14 protein-coding genes are annotated in these 24,027 nt (G+C 39.9%); 6 read left to right on the forward strand and 8 right to left on the reverse strand.

Annotated elements, in window-relative coordinates; translation table 11 throughout:
* Window positions 1-18: 18 nt before the first annotated feature.
* On the forward strand, window positions 19-1,113 hold the full coding sequence (gene mnmH, locus G3341_RS10335; RefSeq protein ID WP_154623441.1) for a tRNA 2-selenouridine(34) synthase MnmH: 1,095 nt from the start codon (window positions 19-21) through the stop codon (window positions 1,111-1,113).
* A gap of 102 nt (window positions 1,114-1,215) precedes the next feature.
* Here mnmH and G3341_RS10340 read toward each other — a convergent pair whose 3' ends face one another.
* Window positions 1,216-1,479 carry a DUF3811 domain-containing protein gene (locus G3341_RS10340; protein WP_163861670.1) on the reverse strand — a complete coding sequence of 88 codons (264 nt, stop codon included), beginning with the start codon at window positions 1,477-1,479 and terminating at the stop codon, window positions 1,216-1,218.
* A 294-nt stretch (window positions 1,480-1,773) separates the two neighbouring features.
* On the opposite strand from G3341_RS10340, the gene G3341_RS10345 reads away from it, so the two are divergent.
* The 3 genes from G3341_RS10345 (at window position 1,774) to G3341_RS10355 (ending at window position 7,173) form a co-directional block, all read left to right on the forward strand.
* Complete coding sequence (locus tag G3341_RS10345) at window positions 1,774-2,781, forward strand: DUF481 domain-containing protein (protein ID WP_244316424.1); 1,008 nt, start codon at window positions 1,774-1,776, stop codon at window positions 2,779-2,781.
* A gap of 289 nt (window positions 2,782-3,070) precedes the next feature.
* Window positions 3,071-4,090, forward strand: a complete 1,020-nt coding sequence (locus G3341_RS10350; RefSeq protein WP_154623438.1) for an efflux RND transporter periplasmic adaptor subunit — start codon at window positions 3,071-3,073, stop codon at window positions 4,088-4,090.
* Window positions 4,087-7,173 (forward strand): efflux RND transporter permease subunit, encoded by a 3,087-nt coding sequence (locus G3341_RS10355; RefSeq protein ID WP_163861676.1) that lies wholly within the window; start codon window positions 4,087-4,089, stop codon window positions 7,171-7,173. Before G3341_RS10350 ends, G3341_RS10355 begins: the two co-directional genes overlap by 4 nt.
* Window positions 7,174-7,239: 66 nt before the next feature.
* Here G3341_RS10355 and G3341_RS10360 read toward each other — a convergent pair whose 3' ends face one another.
* The 4 genes from G3341_RS10360 to G3341_RS10375 are packed head-to-tail and all read right to left on the reverse strand — an operon-like array spanning window position 7,240 to window position 17,341.
* Window positions 7,240-8,598 (reverse strand): hypothetical protein, encoded by a 1,359-nt coding sequence (locus G3341_RS10360; protein WP_163861679.1) that lies wholly within the window; start codon window positions 8,596-8,598, stop codon window positions 7,240-7,242.
* A 16-nt stretch (window positions 8,599-8,614) separates the two neighbouring features.
* Entirely contained in the window at window positions 8,615-14,851 is a 6,237-nt protein-coding gene (locus tag G3341_RS10365) for an AAA domain-containing protein (RefSeq protein ID WP_163861683.1), read from the reverse strand.
* Between the two features lie 18 nt (window positions 14,852-14,869).
* Complete coding sequence (locus G3341_RS10370; RefSeq protein WP_154623434.1) at window positions 14,870-15,499, reverse strand: 4Fe-4S single cluster domain-containing protein; 630 nt, start codon at window positions 15,497-15,499, stop codon at window positions 14,870-14,872.
* A 3-nt stretch (window positions 15,500-15,502) separates the two neighbouring features.
* Window positions 15,503-17,341: an AAA family ATPase gene (locus G3341_RS10375; RefSeq protein ID WP_163861686.1), complete on the reverse strand. Its 1,839-nt coding sequence runs from the start codon at window positions 17,339-17,341 to the stop codon at window positions 15,503-15,505.
* Between the two features lie 229 nt (window positions 17,342-17,570).
* On the opposite strand from G3341_RS10375, the gene G3341_RS10380 reads away from it, so the two are divergent.
* Entirely contained in the window at window positions 17,571-18,008 is a 438-nt protein-coding gene (locus tag G3341_RS10380) for a VOC family protein (RefSeq protein ID WP_244316425.1), read from the forward strand.
* A 137-nt stretch (window positions 18,009-18,145) separates the two neighbouring features.
* On the opposite strand, the gene G3341_RS10385 is transcribed toward G3341_RS10380, so the two are convergent.
* The 3 genes from G3341_RS10385 to alkB form a co-directional block, all read right to left on the reverse strand.
* The gene (locus G3341_RS10385) at window positions 18,146-18,610 is read right to left on the reverse strand and encodes a YaiI/YqxD family protein (protein ID WP_163861689.1); all 465 of its coding nucleotides are present in this window, start codon (window positions 18,608-18,610) and stop codon (window positions 18,146-18,148) included.
* A gap of 321 nt (window positions 18,611-18,931) precedes the next feature.
* Window positions 18,932-19,957: a threonine aldolase family protein gene (locus G3341_RS10390; protein ID WP_163861692.1), complete on the reverse strand. Its 1,026-nt coding sequence runs from the start codon at window positions 19,955-19,957 to the stop codon at window positions 18,932-18,934.
* 314 nt (window positions 19,958-20,271) lie between these two features.
* Window positions 20,272-20,904: a DNA oxidative demethylase AlkB gene (gene alkB, locus G3341_RS10395; RefSeq protein ID WP_163861695.1), complete on the reverse strand. Its 633-nt coding sequence runs from the start codon at window positions 20,902-20,904 to the stop codon at window positions 20,272-20,274.
* A gap of 859 nt (window positions 20,905-21,763) precedes the next feature.
* On the opposite strand from alkB, the gene G3341_RS10400 reads away from it, so the two are divergent.
* Entirely contained in the window at window positions 21,764-23,947 is a 2,184-nt protein-coding gene (locus tag G3341_RS10400; RefSeq protein WP_163861698.1) for a glycoside hydrolase, read from the forward strand.
* Window positions 23,948-24,027 lie beyond the last annotated feature (80 nt).

The raw sequence follows: 24,027 nt of genomic DNA on the forward strand, positions 1-24,027 counted from the left end.
TTAATAACCGTTTTCACCATGGAATCAGCAGCATTACCGCAAAATATCCGCCAAATTTTAACTACTGGCACCCCTTTAATTGATGTCCGCGCCCCTGTTGAGTTTCAGCAAGGGTCAATGCCCAACGCGCACAATATCCCTTTAATGAATGATGCGGAACGTTCTGCTGTTGGGACATGCTATAAACAACAAGGCTCAGCAAAAGCAGTAGAATTAGGTCATCGATTAGTCAACGGTGAAATTCGAGCCAAGCGAATTACTGCTTGGCGTAAAGCATGCCAACAATATCCTCATGGCTATATCTGTTGCGCTCGAGGGGGCATGCGTTCACATATCGTTCAGCAATGGCTCCATGAGATAGGGATTGAGTACCCATTAATTATTGGTGGCTACAAAGCATTAAGACAGGCTGCCATTGAGGTAACAAAAGAGTTAGCTCAACGCCCTATCATTTTGATAGGCGGATATACTGGCAGCGGTAAAACGATGATGATACATGAATTACCTAATGGTATTGACCTTGAAGGGATCGCTCATCACCGAGGTTCCTCTTTCGGCAGAACATTGCAACAACAATACCCACAAGCAACATTCGAAAATCATCTAGCGGTGGAAATGCTCAAAAAATCTCAACAACATACACGCTGGATACTGGAAGATGAAGGTCGCACCATTGGCGCAAATAGTCTACCGGAGGCGCTACGCGCGCAAATGGCAAATGCAGCTATTGTGGTTGTTGAAGACCCTTTTGAATTACGTTTACAGCGACTAAAAGAAGAATATTTTGACCGGATGACGCATGCGTTTTTAACTGCTTATGGTGAAGAACAAGGGTGGATAGCCTACAGTGAATATCTGCACCATGGCCTATCAGCAATTCATCGCCGTTTAGGTTCGCAACGCACCATAGAATTAACAACATCACTGGATATTGCATTAGCCGAACAACAAAAAAGTGGTAAAACCGATGCTCACTTAATTTGGCTAGTACCATTACTTAATGAATACTACGACCCCATGTATCACTATCAGCTTAGTCAAAAACAAGACAGAATTGTGTACCGTGGCAATTATCAAGAGGTTTTACAGTGGCTGATAACCCATGGAAATTAAGGGTTATTTTTACAACAAACATACTGACAGAGCCAATTTAATGACTCTGCCAGTTTCAAATGAATTAATTGTTATCTATATAGCTCATTGATTAACTATATTTTAACGGAGACCCCTACGGTGGTTATGAGTTGACCAACTGTATGTTTCCTCACTGGCAACTAATTTATCTTTCTTTTTCTGCACTCTGGCCTTTTTAGCTGCCAATTCAACCTCTTTTGATATTTCAGAGACAATTTCGTTCTTTACCCTACTGTGCTCCGCATTGGTTAATTCACGCCCCAATTTTTTTCTTTCTTGACCTAGCCTTGTACTTACTCTCATGCGTTGAGCATCAGTCATCTCTTGTAGCGTTAACATCTTCATATGTACACCTCAGTCATCGCGTAGGAGTTCATAATATAGCATCCAACGCAATAAACTGAACCTCATTCATATCAATTTCACGCGCTGATATCTTCTTTTCTGAACAAATAATATTCGATGGATAGTTCAACTAAGTAATATTAACTAACCCAATATTGGCGTCATTAAATAACGCTATATTTGCGTAAATTAAACTCGTCATAACTACAGATTCGTAAAGGATCTTGCCTTATATTTCTATCAATACTAGGGTTAACTAATTGATATATTTAGTACGATATGGGGTTTAGTCTAATGCGGTGTTTTACAGGTTTAATTTTGGTTTCAATTACCGCGAATAGCTATGCTGATAATATCTACTTAAAAAATGGTGATTCACTCTCTGGTGATATCAGCCTTATTGATAATAATAAAGCGCTTATTAAGACCAGCTATGCTGGAGAATTAAGAATAAAACTCAACGATATTAAAACATTTAGTATCGATAACCCCGCTGTTGTAAAATCTAATGCTTCCTCTGAGTGGCAGCAAATTGATGCAATACAGGCAGCAGATACAAAACACGTCATATTAATTCATGGTGATCAACAGCAAAAAATGGCTATTAACGAGCGCTTAGTTTTGAGTAAGAAAATCGAAGAAAAACACCCAAAACAAACTAAGATAACGGGCGCTGTAAGTGCGGGGGCAGCATACAATAAAGGCGCTTCCCGTAGTGAAAAATATTCGCTTGATGCAAATATGCAAGTTACCTCCAAAAAATGGCGTCATGGCGTCACAGCAGCCATGATAAGAAATAAAGATAATCATACGGTCAGCACCTATTATTACAATTTAGGTTATGAACTAGACCATTTTATTAATCCTGCTTTCTTTTGGCGTAATTCTGTTAACTATCAGCATGACTGGATTGAAGATATTAAATCGAAAGGTGGCCTAGGAACAGGTCCTGGTTGGCAAGTCTGGAATAATGAAAGAAGCGCCCTTTCCTTTACTGGCCTTATTAGTTACCAACGTATGGCATATCGAGATAACAGTAAAGAAAATTACATGCAAGGAAATCTGGCTTGGGACTTTAATCAAAATCTATTTGCAAAAACTATCAATGTCTATACTAAAGGGCATATCGGCCGAGGATTTAATCACGACGTAAGCTTAGATTTTAATGCGCGTTTAGGAATGATGTACTACCTGACAGATGGATTAAACTTAAATGCGAATATCATTCGAGAAAAAATCAATGCCAATAAAGGTGACTCCAATAATACCAATTACACGATTGGTGTTGGCTATAAATGGTAATACCCCCACTCCAGTTTAGGCTAAGTTCATCCGCCTTTTCAGTGTGACCTCTTCATCTATTTCAAGTTAGAGTATTCCCTTCAGACTTATCATAAACTCATGATGAATATTTTTTAGCTAACCTTAACAGAAGATTAAGGTTTAACTCCGGTTTATGGTAACAAATAGTGTCTCTGATTATATTAAGCCCCATATTCACTATCGGCTTTCTTTATTTATGACACGTTTTTTTTATTTTTGTTTTTTTTCCATACTTATCATCATATCGATACCTTCTCGCGCTGAAAATATGCGCCTGAGTGTAACTCAACCACAAAAAATAGAGCACATAGAGGTTATTAGCTTACCCGGTAAATTTATCGCAAAAAATGAAGTTGCCATTGGCTCACCATTACAGCAACAAATGGTCATCGATGTTTTTGTCGAAGAAGGCCAATGGGTAGAGAAAGGACAGCTATTAGCGACGCTAGAATCGCCACTCCAAAATGCGTCAGTCGAGCAATTACAAGCAGAAACAGAAAAGGCGGCAGCTTATATTCAGCAACAGAAAGCATTATCAGAACAATCACAAAAAGAGTTATCTCGATTAAAACCTCTTGCACACAAGGGGGTTATTTCAGCCAATGATTTTGAAAAAGCGAAATCGGAAGCCGTGGCACAACAAGCTATGTTAAATGCCAGTCGTGCTGAACTGCGCCAGCTGCAAGCACAATTATTAAAAGAACAAAGCCAGCAAGAAAAATCAAAAATCATTGCGCCCATTTCTGGTGTTATCAGTGAGCGACATGCAATACGTGGCATGTTAACGGATAATCAGCTGCTTTTTAAAATCATTGAAAATAATGAAATTGAATTTGAAGCATTCGCGCATTCTTCTGAACTGAAACGGCTATCAACCATTGAATCGATAACATTAAAAGCAAATGATAACAACCAATTTATAGGCAAGTTACGCTATTTATCTCCTAAAATAGATGCAATCTCACAGCTAGGGAAAATACGCATATCAATGACAAATGAACGCCCTAATATTCAACTCGGTGAGTCGGGCACGGCGATAATAAATAAAGCGGCAAAACCTATTTTAACCCTACCTTATAGTGCAATTAGAACCATCGATAACGGTGAAAGGATCATTTTTACTGTCGAGAATAATACCGTTAAACAGCAAAAAATCGTCATAGGCCAAGTACAAGGAGGACGTGTCGAAATAGTAAGCCCACTGCCTACTGATATTAATGTCGTTAATAATGCTCAAGCTTTTCTGACCGAAAATGATAAGGTTATACCTGTAAAGGATATCAAATGAGATTGCAGTTATCCTCTTGGGCAATTACTCGCCCTATCCCTACCATTGTTATTTTTTTAGCATTAACAATAGCAGGTATATTTTCATTTATTCATTTACCTGTTACTGCAAATCCTGTTATTAGCTTCCCTATTGTAACGGTAACCGTTACTCAGGATGGTTCCTCGCCCACTGAATTAGAAAATGCAGTGACCAAACAAATTGAACAAGCTGTATCAGGGATACCCGGTATTCGTCATATCTATTCAACGATTACTGAGGGTATTTCGACGACAACCATTGAGTTTGATTTAAATATTGATGCCTATATAGCAACAAATGATATCCGTGAGCAAATAGCACAAATCAGAAGTGATTTGCCCCAAACTATCGATGAGCCATTAATTAATCGGGTTGATGTTGAGGGTGGCGCCATATTGCGTTACGCCATTTCATCGGATACGCAATCTATTGCAGACCTCTCTTGGTTTGTTGACGATACTATCAGCAAACAACTGATCATGATCCCCGGTGTTCAAAAGGTCAACCGTTTAGGGGGAGCCGACAGTATTATTAGAGTGGAACCTGATGCGAATAAATTAGCCGCATTACAACTTTCTATTATCAGCATTAACGAATTACTGCGAAATGTTCACCAAAACTCAGCAGGCGGATCATCAAAATATAATGACCTACAACACACTATTCGGGTTTTAGGTGAGAAAAAAAATATTGATGATATTAAAAATATCCAACTCCCGCTTAGTGACCAGCAATGGGTTAAGCTAGGTGACATCGCTACGATTTATTTAGGGCAAAAAACAACCAAAACAGTCTCACAGTTAGATGGGAAAGATGTGGTTGGTTTTGCCGTTTTTCGTGCTAAAGGATCCAGTGATACAATCGTTGCCGAAGAGGTCAATCGCGCTATTGCAGAACTCACACAAAAACATCCCGATGTTGCCATTGAATTGGTATCTTCAACCGTAAAATATACGGAATCAAGCTACCATTTAACCATCCAAACACTTTTGGAAGGCGCATTCTTAACCATCATTATCGTTTTCTTCTTTTTGAAAAGCTGGCGAGCCACACTTGTTGCAGCTATCGCCTTACCATTGTCGATTTTACCAACATTTTTTATATTAGCGCTTTTTGATTACAGCCTGAACAGTATTACATTATTAGCATTAACACTGGTCATTGGTATTCTAGTCGATGATGCGATAGTTGAGATTGAAAATATCCAAAAATATATTGAACGTGGTGAACGTCCTTACTTAGCGGCATTAAAAGCTTCCGATGCCATTGGATTCGCTATCGTCGCAATAACATTAACTATTGTCGCGGTCTTCTTGCCGGTCAGTTTTATCGGGGGATTTGTTGGTAAATATTTTGTGCCATTTGGAATTACAGTCTCTGCGGCCGTTTTATCTTCATTACTCGTTGCTCGATTAGTCACGCCACTCATGGCCGCTTATCTATTATTACCGACCTCAAAACCTGTTAAAGAAGATAACGTCCCTAAGTGGATCTTAAAATATACACGGTTCTTATTAGTGACATTACGGCATCGTAAACTTGCTTTGTCTTTAGCGTTATTATTTTTAATTGGCTCGGTTTCAACAATTGCCTATTTACCCGCTGGATTTATGCCTGAGGGGGATATTAGTGTTAGCCAAATTGATGTGGAATTACCACCAGGCACACCGGTTGAAGAAACAAATAAAGCGATCAGTCATCTGGCGAAATTACTCGGAGATAGAGAGGAAGTTAAGTCCATTTATACTATTGCGGGGATCAGTGATGATGCCGATGGTATTGCTCAACATAAAGGCCAGCTTATTCTTACTTTAATTGAACCACATGAACGCGCCATGTCTCAAAAGCAATTTGAAAACTCGATTGCTCATTTATTACAACAAAGTCCTGACGTACGTTATACCTTTAGTAATAGTGATGGGAATAAAGAATTTTCGCTGACATTCACAGGTACTGACCCTGAAGAATTAGAGGCGGCTATGCACACATTACGCGATAGCATTGCAACAGTGAAAGGGATCAATAATGTGTGCGTTGTCAAACCGCTATTACGTAAAGAATTAATCGTTACGCCCTCGACGAATGATTTAGGTCGTACGGCGGTAAGCGCAGATGAAATTGCAAATACCTTACGTGTTGCAAGTATGGGCGAATCTAATTCCAGAAGTGCTAAATTCAATTTACCGGAAAGACAATTAGCGTTGCAGGTGATACTTCCTGATTACCAAAAAGATGATCTTAATGTTTTAAACAATCTTTATGTTCGAAGTAATACGCAGCTGAGTGTTCCTATCAAATCCGTTACTAATATCGATTTTAGTGATGGCCCTACCCAAATTGACCGTGTGAACCGTTCTCGAAAAATGGTCATTGAAGGAAACTTAGAAGGGTTAACACTCGGTGAAGCATTGGAAAATGTGAAGGCTCTTCCCGAATATAACGCATTACCCTTAAGCATTGAACCGCTTGAAGATGGCGATATCGAATACATGAATGATATGTTTAACCGTTTTAGTACCACTATGCTATTCAGTGTATTATTGGTATTCGCTATTTTAATCATCTTATTTAAAGATTTTATGCAGCCTATTACCATTTTAGCGGCTCTGCCGTTTTCCATCGGTGGTGCAATCATCGCTCTTGTCTTGTACGGTGCAATGATCGACTTACCTGTTATTATCGGTATTTTAATGTTAATGGGAATCGTCACTAAAAACTCAATCTTATTAGTTGAATTTATTTTAGAAAAAGAACGTCGCGGTTTAAGCCGTGAAAACGCGATCATTGAGGCTGGTCAAGAGCGAATTCGCCCTATTATTATGACAACATTCGCCATGATAGGAGGAATGATACCGTTAGTGCTGACTACAGGGGCCGATGCAGGGTTCAGAGCGCCAATGGCGGTCGCCGTGATTGGTGGTTTACTCAGTTCTACCGTTCTCAGTTTACTGTTCGTTCCTGTTATCTATAGCTTTATGGATGATTTGAAAAAGAAAATATTACCGCAATTAGCAAAACTGACGTCTGTCACCGAGGCTGATCGTAATGTCAAACATTGGTAAACGAACATCAAAGTATTAGAGTACGCGAAAAGGGGTAATGCCCTTTTCGCATACAGAAGAGGGTGATTAACGCAACGTTTTTTGATGCGGTAAATGGCTTATAATATTGCGACTTTGTTCATTTCCATCTGTGATTTCAACTACTTTCATCTCACCACTTCCTGCGGGTAATGCCCTATCAATCATTAACTCCGCATCTGATTGCGCAAGAATATCTTGCAGTTGTTGATGCTGGTTACACCAAATAGCATCCACATCGTGATCACGCTGATTATCACGTTGTGAGGAAAAAGCCACCGTGCGAGCCTGAAAACGCGTCTGCTTCCCCCCCAATTCGAGGCCATAGCCCGGAGTTGCGGGGTGGGTAATCACCACTTGCCCATTTTCCAACCATGAAGTCACTGAGTTTTCACGCACTTCGTAGCCTAATTTGCTTAAGCCTTCAAGTATGGTTTCCCGTTGCGCACGGATAATAATCGCATTTTCCGCTTGCTCTATGGCCGCTTCTATCTGTTCAATTAACCGCTCAATCTGTGAGATTGGGTTAATTCTTGAAGCTTGATCCGCTTGTTGAAGAAGTGAAGCAAACTCTACATTTTCAAAACTTGCGAGTTCATCTCTCACCTGCGCCAGCCTTTCGATTAATTCAAGGTGTTTTTGATTATCACGTAACTGTTCAGCCATCACCATAATTAAGGAGTCTGCACTCATCTGGCGCTGAGCATTCTCTGGCATTGATTGGAGTTCAGTTAATCTTTCTGTGTGTAATGTCGCCTCTTTTTGACAGCCAAGTACATTTAGTTTCTCAATCATCAAGGCAATTTGTTCACATTGGATTGCAAATGGGCTTTGTGGTCCACCACTTTGCCAAAACAATCTTTTACCTTCTGACTGCGCTTTTAGCTGAGTTAACAGTTCATTTTGCGTTTCTGCTGGTGATTTAGCGGCATTTTCCAGCACTGTCATCGCACGAAAAATAAGCGAGGCCATCTGCTCATCATCTAAAATAGCCTTATTTTGTAACTCTGCAATTAAGGCTATTTCATGAGGTGCTTGCTGCTGAAGCCGCTCGAGTAATTCAGCAAGATTACGTTGGCGATGGTATTGACTACGCGCAGCGATTGCTTGTTCTTCAATGAATTGCTCTCTTATTTGGCGCATTTCACTATTCAAAGTTACCGTAAAACTTGCCATTTCTTGATTAAATGCGTTCAATTCACGGCTGGAAAATTGTGCAATTTTATCGTACTTTTCTCGTAATTTTTGATATGCCGTTGTGATATGAGTTGTCCTTTCGTTGCGAGTGAGCCGCTTTTCACTTAAAGCTTGCCATTGCTGAAACAACCTATTCATCACTGCCAGTTGTCGTCGACTGCGGATCTCATTCATTTCTCTTACAGAAATACGGTGAACAGATGAACTCATAATGAATTATCCTTTATTAATTTAATGAAGCACGATGAATTGCATCAAGTAATCGTTGTTGCGCCTCTTCTTTTGCATAATACCATTCTGTCAGTGAGACACGGTGCCTATGTGGCACAATACGCTCCAACACCCCTGCTCGCCATAGCTCACGTGCTCGAGCACGTTGCAACAGTGAATGATGTGGCATATCACATTCAACGCCTAACAAAAATTTTCCTGTTGCTTCATTTTCAATCAGGCAATCAAAATAGAAAACACCAACATGTTCTGGCGGGGCAATTTTCCATCCATGTGAACGAATGAAGCTGACAACAGACTCAACGAATGCATCTGATTGAATTGTAGTTTCTTCTTGTGCTGCCGCGGTATGACACATTCTACTGAGCAATTTATGGTTTTCTTGTTGCATCAATGGGTCATTCAGGTTTTTGGCATAGGCTAAGTAGCCTTGTAAATAATCACGAGGAATTTCAGGTTTCCGGTAAGTCGTGAGTAAATCAGAGATCTCATCAATAGGCATTGATGACATGATCACCACTTGTTGACGAGCGCGTGTAATGGCGACATTTAATCGTCGCTCGCCACCTGTTTGCCCCAACACCCCAAAATTACGACGAAAAGTTCCCTGAACGTTACGCCCAAAAGTCGTTGAAAATAAGATCACATCACGTTCATCTCCTTGAACGTTTTCCACATTTTTGACAAAAAACGACATGTCTTCATCGTTAGTTTGTCGTTGATTTTCTTCGATATAGGCCTGATGGAACTGCTCATCAAGTTGGATTTTCGCTCGAATATGTTGATTAATCAGTTGAGCTTGTTTTTGATTGAACGTGACGACCCCTATCGACGGTCTTTCATTAAATGGTCGCTTCCACAGTTCAGTTAAATGGTCAATAACCGCTTTCGCTTCATCTTCATTGCTTTGATTCACATAAGTACCATTAATCGGTAATAGCATTAATGGCTTGATATCATTAATAATTCTCTTGGAGTGCTGAGCAGGAATATTGAGCCTATTTTCATAAAAGGCATAATTTGAGAAATTGATTAATTCGCGATACACCGAGCGATAATGAATATCAAGGGAATGAATAGGCAATACAGTGCGCGCAAGATGGAGCAGATCTGGACAATCACTAATTTGGCGATAATCCCATTGCTCATCAACCTGTTCTTGCTGCTCTTCATCTTCCTCATCACCATCTTCTTCGACGACTTTTCCACTGAAGAATTTTGATGGGGGCATCTGTTTTTCATCACCACTGACAATAGCTTGCCGACCTCTAAATAAGGTAGGTAAAGCAAATTCAATAGGCATTTGCGATGCCTCATCATAAATAACAGTATCAAACATCGCGGCTTTCAAAGGAAGTATTTGGCTCGCAACATCGGGTGTCATCAACCAAACTGGTCGTAATTGCATTAACCCAAGTTCACATCCTTCACTGACAAACTCTCGTAATCGCCTTGCTCGTGGCCCCGCGAGACGGGTAATCGCTTCCCATTCACGACGAGTGGCTAATAATAAAGAATTTATATTGAGTGTTAGCGCTTGTTTATTATATTGCTGCAACTGCTTCTGTAATGCAGAGAGCTTAGTAATATGCTCAGTAAGCTGAGAATGATTTAAACTCAAAATGGGTGATCGGGTTTCAATTTTGTTTTTAGCAAATACGAAAAAATAGTGTTTCAGCGTATTCGCTAGAGTATCAACCCAGTGTGGCATTCCCTCTTCGCTTATTTGAGGCTGTAATAATGCCAAACACTGCCAATGTGCATTCGTAAAGTGTGCCGTTTCAGTTCTAAACAATTGAAACTGAATTAAGTCTGGCAGCGCACGTTGCAATTGTTCAATAATTTGTCTTAATGAACCATCTGCCTCAATCGTTTCTTTAAACTGCTGGAAATGTTCTGTTTTCAGTGTAGGTGCTAGTTGATTAAGTGTTTCAATACTCCTTTGTCGAGCTTCTGCCTTAACGATAGCGGACTCCACTTCACGGCATTGTTGCATAAAGCCATCATGCTGCTGAGTTCTTATGCTATCAAGGAAATGTTCAGGTTGTGGGTATTCAGCCAAAATAGTCGCATTGGCTTCAACATGTTTGAGTAATTCAATTAGCCCACTCAGTTTATGTCGCCACTGTTGCCCATATTCTGTTGGCGCTATCGCTAATTGGCCATATATAGGCTGTAATTCTTGATACAATAAGCGCCATTGTTGTTCAACATCGATAGTTTTTAACAGACTCTGTAGTTTACCCTCATCTTTTCCTATGCCACTCGAAGCAATGAACTGGTTTAACTTACTTTTACGTACATAGTAAAAAGGATTGAAAAACTTGAGTAATGAGCCTTGGCGTTTTTCGCTAATAGCGCGAGATAATTCGCTTAAATTGTCGTGATCTAACTGAGTAAACAGTGGAAAATACAAAGGGTCACACGCGGTAGTATCAATCATACATAAACGATCATTCAGTTGCGTTAACTGCTGTATGATCATCGTGCCGACGGTTTGTTTACCATTTTCAGTTAAAAATAGGGTTAACCACTGTGAAAAATGGTGCCATTGTTCCGTCGTCAATGCAGAAAATTGTTTTTGGCATTGACTAAAGGCGGCTCTATGATTGGTTAGCTCGTGAATATTAATTTGGCTTTTACTTACAGCATTCACATTTTCACGCTGTTGTTCATCATCCACCCACTGTGGAAAATAGTGATTAAAACAGTGGTATTGCGGGTCATGTGATAAGAAAGTAGTTAAGCAATTCAATGGGTTATTCTGGTAATTGAGCGATAACCAACGTGGAGCATGGCTTTTCAAATCATGCACAAACTGAATCACGGTATGCCTATCTAATGATGCGAGATAAGGCTGTATTTGATCCTTGTCTAATGAAAAATAATCGGTTTGCTCAGTCAGCAGTAATTCAGATAGTACCTGCTTATAAGAAAGTTTTAGCTGTTCATCCTCGCTAAACATCGCCTGATAATAATCATCAAGTAGGCACTCATGCTGCTTCAGCGTGGCTTGTATTTGTCGACGTTGATGACGCCAATCATCATCATGTAACGCTATGGCTAACCTGCCCCATAACTGTTCAATTTGCTCTCTCACCGCTTGAATAATTTCTCGAGGCTTTTGGTTCTGATTGATCAAAAGTACCCGATCAGTTAATCCATTGGCAACTAAGCGTTTATACACAACGTCCAGCGCTGCGGGTTTTTGGCAAATAACCAGTACGGTTTGTTGGTGCCCTATCGCATCTGCGATTAAGTTCACAATTGTTTGGCTTTTGCCTGTTCCGGGAGGCCCTTCAATTAATAAACCCGTACCTTGTCGAGCCGCTTGTACCACAGACTCTTGAGAAGGGTCAGGTAATGATAAAAAATATTGCTCATCCGTTTTTATCGGGCTGCTCTGTTGAGGTTCTGAATGGTCAAGATTCAGCATAGTGGCAAGCGCCGTTTGTTGAATTGATTGCGATGCGATCAATCTAAGATCACTACTGATCGCCTGACCAATGAATGAGGTATGAAATAGTACGGCTGAACACACAATTTGCGCGCTATTTTCTGGAACTTCCTCCGTAATCGAAGGTAATGGTGTCAGTGCCAATTCTCTTGCTGGCAAGGTGTTGGCGAGTGTTGTCATGACCTCTTCCACACTCAAAGCAGCCAAAGACAGAATTTTATCCAGCACTTTCTGCCATTCACTCATGGCAGGGATCCCAACAAAATTGGCCAACGCTGGATTTAAGCGTACGGCCGCTCTCTCATTATCAAAAGCTAATTGTATTGGGCCTCGTTGTAATTCCGTCGATTGGATGGATACTGGCCATAAAAATAAAGGTGCAATCCTAGGTTTAATTTGATTAGGCTGTGTATTCAGCAATAAAAATGGAAAACCCAAGTACATTCCATTAATACCAGTATCTCTCTGGTACAACTGAGTATCTGACTGTAACGTCCATAAACGATTGTTCACACCTTTGCGCTGTAACAGGAGATCACCGTCTACAGTGATAGGACGACTTTTCCGATTGATCAGATGCTCAAGGAGTTTATCTGCACCCGAGGTAGAACTTGCGCATTCAACTAAATCAACGCGACCCGCGTTTGCGGTTAAGCGCATACGGACTAGATTACCCCGTTGAGTGACAGACACTAATCTTTTCGAAAAAAAGTTTAAAACTTCAAGAATATATTTCTGCGATTCAGGCACTTGCCACTGCTCTTTTGGGATAGCGAGCATGACTAGAATTTGTGGTAATGGTAAGCGGCGCGTCAGTAAAAAAGTGTCTACCCACTGGTCTATCACAAGAATGCCAATACGCTTAAAACCCGCTAACCGATCGACTAATTGTTGAAATAATTCAGCGCGTGGTAATGTTAATTGTTGTTTAGCAATAGTCTCATCAAAATCACTTATATCCTGTTGTTGAGCTAATCGTGCCGCCTCATTGGTTATCGTTTCCAATGAGATAAATTGCCCAATATCGGCACTTAGCAACAGGATATAATCATCCTCTTGCAGCTTCTGCTTCCCAATCAATACTTTTAAGCTATCGTTATGAGTATCCGGAAACTGTTGGTGAAAAATATCCCAACGTGCAGCTAACTGACTGACGGACGTTATCAACAGATAAAGTTTTAAACTTTCCTCATTTAAAGGAATTTTTTGTTGCTCCGCACGCTGTCGAATACGGCATTGACGGTAATAAAGTTGAGCTAGCCAATGTTGTTCGTCAATACGTTGGATTTCATCAGTCAACGGTTCACTAATGAATTGATAACCTAATGCGGGATGCGTCAATAACCAAGCTGGAGTGATGATTTCTCCTTGATAAACAAAAGGAATATTAGGATTCAGGATCCGTAGTGCTAAAGTCAGTTTAAGGTTATCTTCCAGCTCGGAATGACCCACTAAACGTTGTAACTGACTAAGCACGTTCCCCATATCAGCAAATTTTGCTAACCAAGAAGTTATTTCCCCTCGTGTTAACATCGCAACGGCATCATCCCAATGCGTCGCCTCAGCAGCCATCATGGCCAATTCATTAGGATGTTTAAATTGATGTCCCGCAAACTGTAAGCTATGCGATACGAAATCACGATGAGCAGGTGTTGTTTCAAGCGCTTGTACCGGACGACCTTGTAGCCAAGCAGAAACTTGCGGCCACTGCCAACGCAAAAAACGATCCCTATTTAATAAGCCTCGCAATAATAATTGAGTGTTAGGATCCAAATCATCGGGTAGCTCTACACCATTGGTCATAATTTGAATCAAAAAAGCGTTATCATGAATATGCTCAAAACACTGACCTCGCGTAAGCTGTTCAAGCAAAATCATGCCTAAGCTCCACCAGTCAGAAGCTGCACAAACTCCACCAGCAAGCGTTTCAGGCGCGGTATAGCGTGAGATATCTAACGGTGAAACAATATCAAGGTCAAACTCAGATAAGCTAGCCGAGCCATATTCGATCACTACGATATCTAATGGTTCACGACTACGGATCAGTAAGTTAGAAGGTCTCAACGCCCGATGACGCAAGCCATGTTCAGCGAATGTCGCTAGCGCTTGCCCCATCTCCTCGACCAATCGTGGAATTTCATCTGGTCGCCAAAACTCACCTCGCTGAATAAATTGACTGAGCGATCCCCCCGTTAATGTTTCTGTTACATGCCAAGCTCGATTTTCCCAACGCCCTGTTTCATAAAAAACTGGGATATGTTCGACAGGAATAACGTTTAATACCTGATAGATAGCAGGATCAGGCTCTTCGCCCTTTTGATAGAGTGTGAGCACACCTACTTGGCCGGTTATTTTATTTGTGACAGCGTAACGTTCTCGTTCACTATCGACATCATTAATTCGCTGCTGTAAACACCAATTACCTATCATTCGTTCAGCCAAAATCACGGGCTGATTAATATCGCTCTGTTGCTCTTCAGCTATATCCGCACCACATTGGAAGCAAATGAGCTCACCCTCTTCCATTGGATGGCCGTTGGTGCAAACACTATTTTTTATTGGCGGAGTGTCATGAGCTAAGTCAATACCTTGATTATCTTTAGCCGTGTCAATTGAAATAACCTTGTCTTGGTTCGGAGCTTCCCAGTCCTCATCATGAATAGGTTCAAGAGTCAGATCCCAGCCACAAGTTTGATTGTTTATATCTCCTTCACAAAAAATCTCGGTTAATGGACGTTTTGTGTGGCAGTGTGGACAAAAGCGTATCATGGTCATCCGTTATTCCAATTTAGGTTATTTCTTTAGTTGTTTTAGGGGCTGCTCTTGTTGCTCAAGTAATGTTCGTAAACGCAACATATCATGGCGCTGTGGGATGCCTGTTAAAAAGATACGCCCTGTCTGATCAAGTGCTAAATCAAGTATTTTATCATTTTCGGTTAACGCTCTGTCGTATTGAGCAAATCGCGCATCGCCAAGGGGGGTGAGCCGGTGTAATTGCTGATTATCACTTCCTCTAAGAGCTTGCGTTTGTGGCGCATTCTCTAGGTAAGGGCCACTCATCAGCGCATCAATCAATCCATCCATTTCTAAAACCTGCTGCTTGATTTGCTCCCATTCATAACCGCTATAAACGAAAATATCTCCCTGGAAGTGCTGTCGTAACGCTTTCAGCAACTGCTGCAACGCTTTTGGTTGTTCGAAAGGTTCACCACCGGAAATGGTGATACCATCCGCAAAAGGAAACCATTGACTAAGTTGTGCAATCAGCTCACTGATCTCAATTGCATTATCACGTTGATGCCAAGTATCAGGCGATAAACATCCTTTACAGTGCAAAGAACAACCTTGTACCCACAAACCAATTCTCTGGCCAGGTCCTAAGGTTGTAACAGGAAAATGTAGGCGTGAAAGACTGATTTTCATGCTTTAACTGGCCTGCGGCTGTAATGTGATATGTGTCAGCTCGCCAATTTCAATATCTGTTATTTGATAATTTGCTCCAGCTGTCAATTCACTATCAAATATGGCCCGTGATAATGGATTAATTAAATAAGCCTCTAATTGATTGCGAATTCCCCTTCCACCATTCGACAAATCAGACAAACAACGTTTTTTTAGGCCTTCTTTCGCTTGTGGAGAAATGGAGATATTCAACGCTTGTTTATCTAGTCCGGAAAGAATATTACTGACCATTTGCTCAAATATCTGCTCGGCGACATCAGGACGAATAAAATCGAATACAATGATATTTTCACCAATTCGGTTGAGCAACTCAGGTCGATTAAGCACCAATTTAAAATGACGCTCAATTTCATTTTTGACATTACGCGTGACGGTTTCAAATGGCTCATGCGGCTGTACATTCGCGACTCTTTCACCATTATCATCTAAACGGTAAATACCAAGATTTGAGGTAAAAATAATGAGTGATTCAGAAAAATAAACGCGATCGCCACGTCCCGAAGTTAATACACCGTCATCAATAATTTGGAGGAATTTATCCATCAAACGTGGGTGTGCTTTTTCAATTTCATCGAATAACACTACGCTAAAAGGCTTTTCTCTAATGGCATTCGTTAACTCACCGCCAGAATCATAGCCAACATAGCCTGGAGGTGCTCCTATTAGGCGCTGATCTGCATGTTCAGCACTAAATTCCGACATATCAAAGCGGATGTACGCATTTTCATCACCAAATAGCAGCTGAGTGACAGTTTTTGCAAGCTCAGTTTTACCAACTCCCGTAGGTCCTGCAAGAAAGACAACACCACGTGGGCGACCACCTTTGTGATTAGCAACCCCCGTCATAGCCCGTTTAATGATATCCAATAAGTGAGTGATCGCGTGTTGCTGCCCTTTCACTCGGCGTTGAATAACCTGTGGTGCATTATGTATTTTTTGCTTATCAATTTTTTTCCATGGATCTTCAGTTATCCCAACTTTATACCGTCGTACTGCATCGCTGAGACGAGAAACCTCGACCAATTCAATACGGGCTAGTTGAATAATCGCTGTAAGGTCAAGCAACAATAACCCTTCTGTTTCATCAATAAAATCATTGATGACACGCTCTTTTTCTGAATCAACGAGTTGCCCAAAACCTTGCAGTGAAGCCAATAATGTTGGTGCCAATTGGCGTCTTACTAAACTATCCGGTTTGGCAACAGAAATCGCCCGTATCCGTGGATTATTAACGAGAAACCAATCCGGTAAATCAGTTTCCTTTTCCACAATCCAAAACAACGTATTGAAGAAGGGCTGATTTTTCTCTCCAGCAGGCCGAGCTTTCGCTTGATGGGAAACAACCAGTGCACGCGTAAATAGGCTATGTTCAGCGGGGGTTAAATTGGCATGATGCGAAATCAGGCATGACGCAAAATCAATACATAATGCGATCGGCTGTTCCTGATAATTTATCCATTTTTCTAACACTTGATTAAGAAGGTCAATACCTCCGGCCGCACGCCCTCCTGACGCTGTTAACCCTAATTGCTGCATTAACACGTCTCCTTCTTGTGCTTGGCGAGAAGGATGCGTTACCCACTGAAATCCCATAAGGGGGGTATAAGTAATAACATGCGCATAGCCTGCATCAAAAAGACCATTAAAAAGAGCCTGATTAAAAGGTAATGGCGTAACTATATTAGGGGCAATTTCACTGGCTTGCAGGTCACGCACATTACCAAATAGTACGAATTGACTTTTTAAGGGAATAAATCGTAGTAAATCACGCAACCAACGAGGTTTTTGAAAAACAGGCTCCATGTTATTCCTTACATTCTTGTTAGATATTTTTTTAAAGTTTACCGTAAATATCAATGAATAGCGTATTTATATTAATGAGATTTTCAATTATCTGAACATTCTCATACGGCAATAAAAACAGCCTAGGACCCTTTATACTTTATTGATAAATATTAGAACAAAATAGACTCAGAAATAACTCGATATTTTATAAAATTACTTATATTTTTTAACCTATAGAGTGTCCAAAATGGCAGTAGAAATAATGAAATTAACACAGTTATGGCGTAAACAACCATCAAGTGAACACTTAACGACACCTCGAGTGATGGCCCGTGTTTTTGTCGCACCAGGGGAACTAGAAGACAGCATCACTTTTTATGAACAATTGCAAAAAGTCACCATGGATGGCTTCTTTCCGTTCCCTGAACATCAATTACGTCTCGCGATGGTCGGTGCTTTTCTTATTATTGAAGGCCCCGATGAAAAATTAGTGCCCTTTACGAGCACGCATACCACTTTATTAGTGGATGATGTACAACCTTATTACGATAAGCTTATCCAATCAGGAGCAAAAATTATTTTTCCACTCCAAAACGTTCCCACAGGGAAAGCTTTTAATGCCATTCATCCTGACGGAACCGTGATTGAATATGTTCATCATAGGCCAAATCATAAAGGTCAGTAGAAATAAAAAATAATAAGAGATATCACTGATAGATGTGTTTTTAGAAGTCGTGGATAAGTATTCACTCATTTAACATATAGACTATGTCATCTTAAATCGATTTTGTTAAGATGACACACATTGGTAGGATAATGAATCTATTGAGTTGCTAGCTGCTTTCTGCGGTGTAGTAACCATTTATCTAACTCATTAGCAAACTGTTGACGGTCACGCTGATTTAAACTAGCAGGCCCTCCTGTTTGTACGCCACTCGCCCGCATTGTATCCATAAAATCCCTGATAGTTAAACGCTCACGAATGGTTGCTTCACTATAACGCTCACCTCTAGGATTCAGTGCTATAGCGCCTTTTTCCATCACTTCAGCAGCTAAAGAAATATCCGCAGTCACGACTAAATCACCCTGCTGTGCACGGCGTACTATTTCATTATCTGCCACATCAAAACCAGCAGCGACTTGTAACGTACGTAAAAAAGCAGAAGGAGGAACGGTTAGTCGTTGATTAGCAACAAACGTTACCTGAACCTTTTCGCGATCAGCTGCACGGTATAATACTTCTTTGATCACCTTTGGACAGGCATCTGCATCTACCCAAATAAACATAACATCATCCTGTAATCACAATATCAAAGCCTATATTACCAACTTCTTTAGATAAGAGGCATTGCTATTTCAATCGCATACCTAATTTTCTAAATGTTCGAGAAAAAAGATCCTTTCCCAAAGGAAAATCAGTTCAATACCCCAACGAAAAATGGAATTGTGAATGTTTATTCGAGAGAAACTGACCTATTAATATACAAACAAGGGGCTTTAAAGACGCAATTCACCACCGCATTGAAGTGTCCCCGATAATATCAAACATTATCGGAGCCACTTCCCCCTATACAATGTCATCCAGTCACTTTATTCTGCATCTTTAGCTTAAATAAGTGACTTAAATGTGGTAATGAACTTGTCGACATCTTGCTGTGTTGTTGACCAAGATGTACATAAACGTAAACAACTTTGGCCATGTTCAGGTTCACAAATTTTGCGCAATACATAATGAGTCATCAGCTTCTCAGCTAATTCATTGGGTAGAATCACAAAAATTTGATTAGACTCTGGTGGCGCTAGGAACCCAAACCCTTTTTCTTCAAAAAGTTTCACTAACTGAGCCGCTTTATTATTCACATAAGCACCTAGCTGGAAAAATAAATCATCGGTAAATAATGCATCAAATTGAGCAGCTAACAACCAACCTTTAGCCTGTAAAGCCCCTTTTTGTTTTAACGAATAACGAAAATCTGATTTTAGTGTGGGATTTAAAATAACCAGTACTTCTGCTGCAAATGCGCCTATTTTTGTCCCGCCAATGTAAAACATGTCCGTTAATTGGGCGATATCTTCAATCGTTAAATCACTGTTGCTGGACATCAATCCAGAGGCTAAACGTGCGCCATCCATAAACAGTAATAGTCCATGTTTATCACATTCAGTGCGAAGTGCTTGAAGCTCTTGCTTACGATAAACTGTTCCAATTTCAGTTGAATTACTGATATAAACTAATTTAGGTTGAACCGCATGCTCATCATTGTGTTCTGCCAACACTGCCTGAATATGCTTAGGCTCAAGCTTACCTGACTCTGAGCGAACAGTAATCACCTTATGGCCGGTTGCTTCAATAGCGCCAGTCTCATGAGTTGCAATATGTCCAGACTCTACGGCAATTGCGGCTTGATGTGGACGTAATGCATGCGAAATTGCGGTTAAGTTGGTAATGGTCCCACCATTAAAAAAATGTATATCCGCATCAGGACATCCGATTCTCAACTTAATCTTATCTGCTATTTGTTGAGTATATTGATCAGTACCATAGCCATCAAAACGCTTTCCAACTAAGTTATTCAGCGTATTCATGACTGACGGATGTGCTATTTCATTATAATCATTTTGAAAACTGTACATTATTATTCCCAGTGTTATTTTTGTTAGTATTTTTTGAATCACTATTTATATTCTGATAATGGGCTATCTTCAATAGTCTACGTTGCATACCTGTTTTAAATACTGCTTAACCTTTATTGGGTAGTTTTTTAAATTATGACAACATAAATTTATGCATAAAATGATGGCGTATAATTTACCTAATAATATTAAGGGTATTTTTCTGTTTATTTACCTCCAATGAATAACAGGCTGCTACAGTTGAAGGAATTAACCATCTGTATTGAAATATCACCAACCTATACATGATGGAAAAATAATCTATTAACTCATTTTTACTGGCAGCGGCGAAAAGTGATATTAATACGATATTCGCCTAAAACAGGGTGACTCCCCGCTTTGATACTACGTACACCATGGTAATTTAATCGCGACTTTCCCCCCCAAACGACAACGTCTCCATGTTCCAATAATAATGCTTTTTTGGGCGCCTCTCGGGTTTTACCGCCAAAATCAAATATTGCAGGTAGTCCTAAGGAGAAAGAAACAATGGGCTGCGAAAAATCAGTTTCATCTTTATCTTGATGCAAAGATAACTTTGCCCCAATAGAATAACGATTGATTAAGCAAGCATCTGGTAAAAAATTAGGGAAACCGGCCATCTCAGCGGCTTCTTGAGCCAAAGTCATAAAAATAGCGGGCATAGTTGGCCAAGCTTCTTTTGTGACAGGGTCACTCATTTGATAACGGTAACCTTGTCCATCAGTGACCCATCCCCATGGACCACAATTTGTCATAGCAACTGACATACTATGCCCCCCAGGTGTCACCATAAAACGAAAAGGCGATTGTTCTACGACCTGATTTAATGCCAACAATAGCGCCTCACCATTTCCTAATAAAAAGCCTTTTAATAAAAAAGCATTCTCGGCAATGGGTAGTGTGTTTTCTTCATTAGAAAATAGCATATTGGCCCCAGGTTAAATTAGAATGAGTCGTAAATTCTTGAGCGAAATACGACAATATTCGAGGTGACTTTACTAGCTAAAAAATAACATTTGGTTACTTTTTAGTCTCTCCAAATATTATCCCTACATATCTAATTGAAATCTAAATCACTCATCGCTTTTTCTTAAATAACTTTATGGCGCGAATCACTAGCTCTACTGCAACTTTAATTCATGTTCCGAATGTCAGTGAAGGATTGGCTTAGTTCCAAAACGCTTTTTCGAATACCATTACAGAATATTTACCTGAGTTTGATTTCACTTTATTACATCTAGATGATTTTTCTATCGAAACTGTTCAAACGGATAGCAAAATCAGCGCAGGCAAAAAGGACTCTCTTATATTGGCATGTCAGCGATTTTGCACAAGCGATAGCACATTTTTCAGCCTTAGGTGCCCCTCTTTATCGTGGTCCTATGGATATTGCTCAAAGTCTGAAGATGTGTCAAGTTGCCGACCCTTTGCTAATTTGATTGGATGATAAGAAAAATAGAAAACAAATCATAAAGGGATGGTCTGCTTTCTATTTTTCTACCGATGGAACAGCAATGAGTACGACTTTGATGGATCAATTATGCTACGGGCACACATTTGCCGCGATAATCCCGAATATTACGCCTAATATTAATAGAACACATTAACATTTTATGTAACAGTAATTATTCAACGAAAAATAGTTTTGTAGAAAAGTATATTTTGTTTAATACGATTAATTCGAACTTTAACCCATCATTAAATCTGTTTTTGTTTTTTTTATGTGCAGGTTAAGATTTTATTTACCACAGTACCAATATATTATAAACACGGGTTTCTTACTGCATGAAAAAATACCATTGTAAACTCGCCATAACGCTATTATTTATTAGTTCAATTTCTCATGGTCTAACACTCAAAAATAATGATTTTTCTATTACTATAGAACCTGAAACGCTAAAAATCGCCCATGAAAATGAAGTTATTAATAAGGGAATTCAACAGCGTACAACCCAAAAAATCAAAGCAACTGACGATAAAGCCAGTTGGTATTGGCCAGACAGGCAAATGAACGTTTCTGCTAGACTTGAAGGTCAGCAACTTCGTTTACGTTTTACAACTAGTCAAGTTCAAACATTTTTTTGGTATCAATCACCTAAGGACATCTCTGCATTATATATGCCACTGGGTGAAGGTAGCCATATTCCAACTAACAATATTATATGGCAACAATATTTATTAAAGGAACAAAATGGTATTGATACCAATTATGACCTAAAACTTCCTTTATGGAGCCAACAACAAAATCGAGTATATAGCTGGCTATTAATAAATCCATTTAATAATAAAATTAATTTTTCAACACAATCTAAACAACTACACATGTCTTCTGGTCATATTTTCGACCACTTTAATCTTGAGCAACCTTTTGACGTTATTCTTTCGGTTGGTAACTCTCCTATTGATGGAGCGCTTGCGTATCGGCAATATTTAGAATCCATCGGTGAAATAAAAACACTACGAGAAAAATTTACCTATATACATGATGGTTATAAATTAATTGGTGCTACCCATATTTATGTTTGGGGTAAAGGATTACTTGATCAACAGGATATTAAAGATTGGCAAGGGCTAAGCCAATATTTGCAATCTTCGAGCGGCAAACGTATTTGGCAAGCTCTTGAAAAGGATGCACAAATCGCCTTCAAAAAAATCACACTTGCTCCCCCAGAAGAATGGCAGCGGCCTTATTTAACCAATGCCTTAAACAATGCTTTTAAACGCATTATTCCTAATTCTAAAGCCCCTTACGATGCGGAGTTTTTACAACATCAGCAAATGCAAGCTCAAAAAATTAAACGTTTCGCTGCTCTGCAATTAGGTCCATGGTTAACCGCTAGTCAAAATTGGGGACAAGGGTTATCCATTCCTCTAATTAACCAGCTAAATATTAGAGGATTAGATAGAATTTGGTTAGGTGTTGATAATTGGGTTGTCACCTTTTATCAGCCTCAAGCCGTCGATCAGGCATTAGAACTAGGTTATTTAATCGGCAGTTATGACTCCTATGACACAGGGATCCCTGCTGGAGTGAATGACCAATGGCTTACCGCTCAGATTCCCTCCGAGTTACGTAAAAAATGTGCCATTGTGCAAAAAAATGGCCAAAAACTACCGGGGTTTGGAGGTCAAGGCTATTACCTTAATCCAGGCTGTATGCTGAATTACTCAAAAAATAGAATCAAAAATATCCTTGAATTATCACACACTAATAGCCTATTCCTAGATGTTGATGGTACTGCGATGGTGACGAATGACTATCATCCAGAGAATAGAACGAGCGCACAACAAATGGCTCAGGCACGTAATACACGTCTAGAATGGATTGAAAAAAACCTTAGGATCCCTCTCGGGTCTGAAGATGGTAATGCCTTAACAGCCAAACATTTAATGTTTGCTCATGGAATGGAAACTTGGGGATTTGGTTGGGGAGATCAGAGCATCCATAAAGATAAAAATTCGCCTTACTATTTAGGTGCATGGTGGCCTGAAAATGAGCCCGCTACATTCTTCAAAAAAGCAAAATTAAAACAACCTTATTTAACGGTTGAATTTGATCCTCGCTGGCGGCTCCCGCTATATCAAGCTGTATTTCATGATACTATCATTAGTACTCATCACTGGACTTTCGATAATCTGAAATTCCCAGAGGTACAAACAACTCGGGAACTACTCAGCCAATTATATAATACAGCACCACTATATAATTTAAGTCGTAATACAATCCAAAAACGGCTCCCTGACATACTCAGGTCAAATGAAGTTTATCGTCCATTGCACGAGGTTTTATGGGACAAAAAGATGGTGGGCTTCCAATGGCTCGATAATGAAGGATGGGTACAAAAGACAACTTTTAGTGATGGAACCGTCATTATGGCCAATTTTTCTAAACAAGCCTTTAACGATTTACCCCCTCAATCCTTGAAAGCCATTTTGGCAAGCGGAAGAGTTATTCAACAAAGCTACTGACATTCGCGCCACCAGCAGTAAACAAACTAAAGGGCAAAGCGTCCGGATACGACTTGCCCTTTTCTTATATTATAAATTTA

This window comes from Providencia vermicola (assembly GCF_010748935.1).
Taxonomy (GTDB): Bacteria; Pseudomonadota; Gammaproteobacteria; order Enterobacterales; family Enterobacteriaceae; genus Providencia; species Providencia zhejiangensis.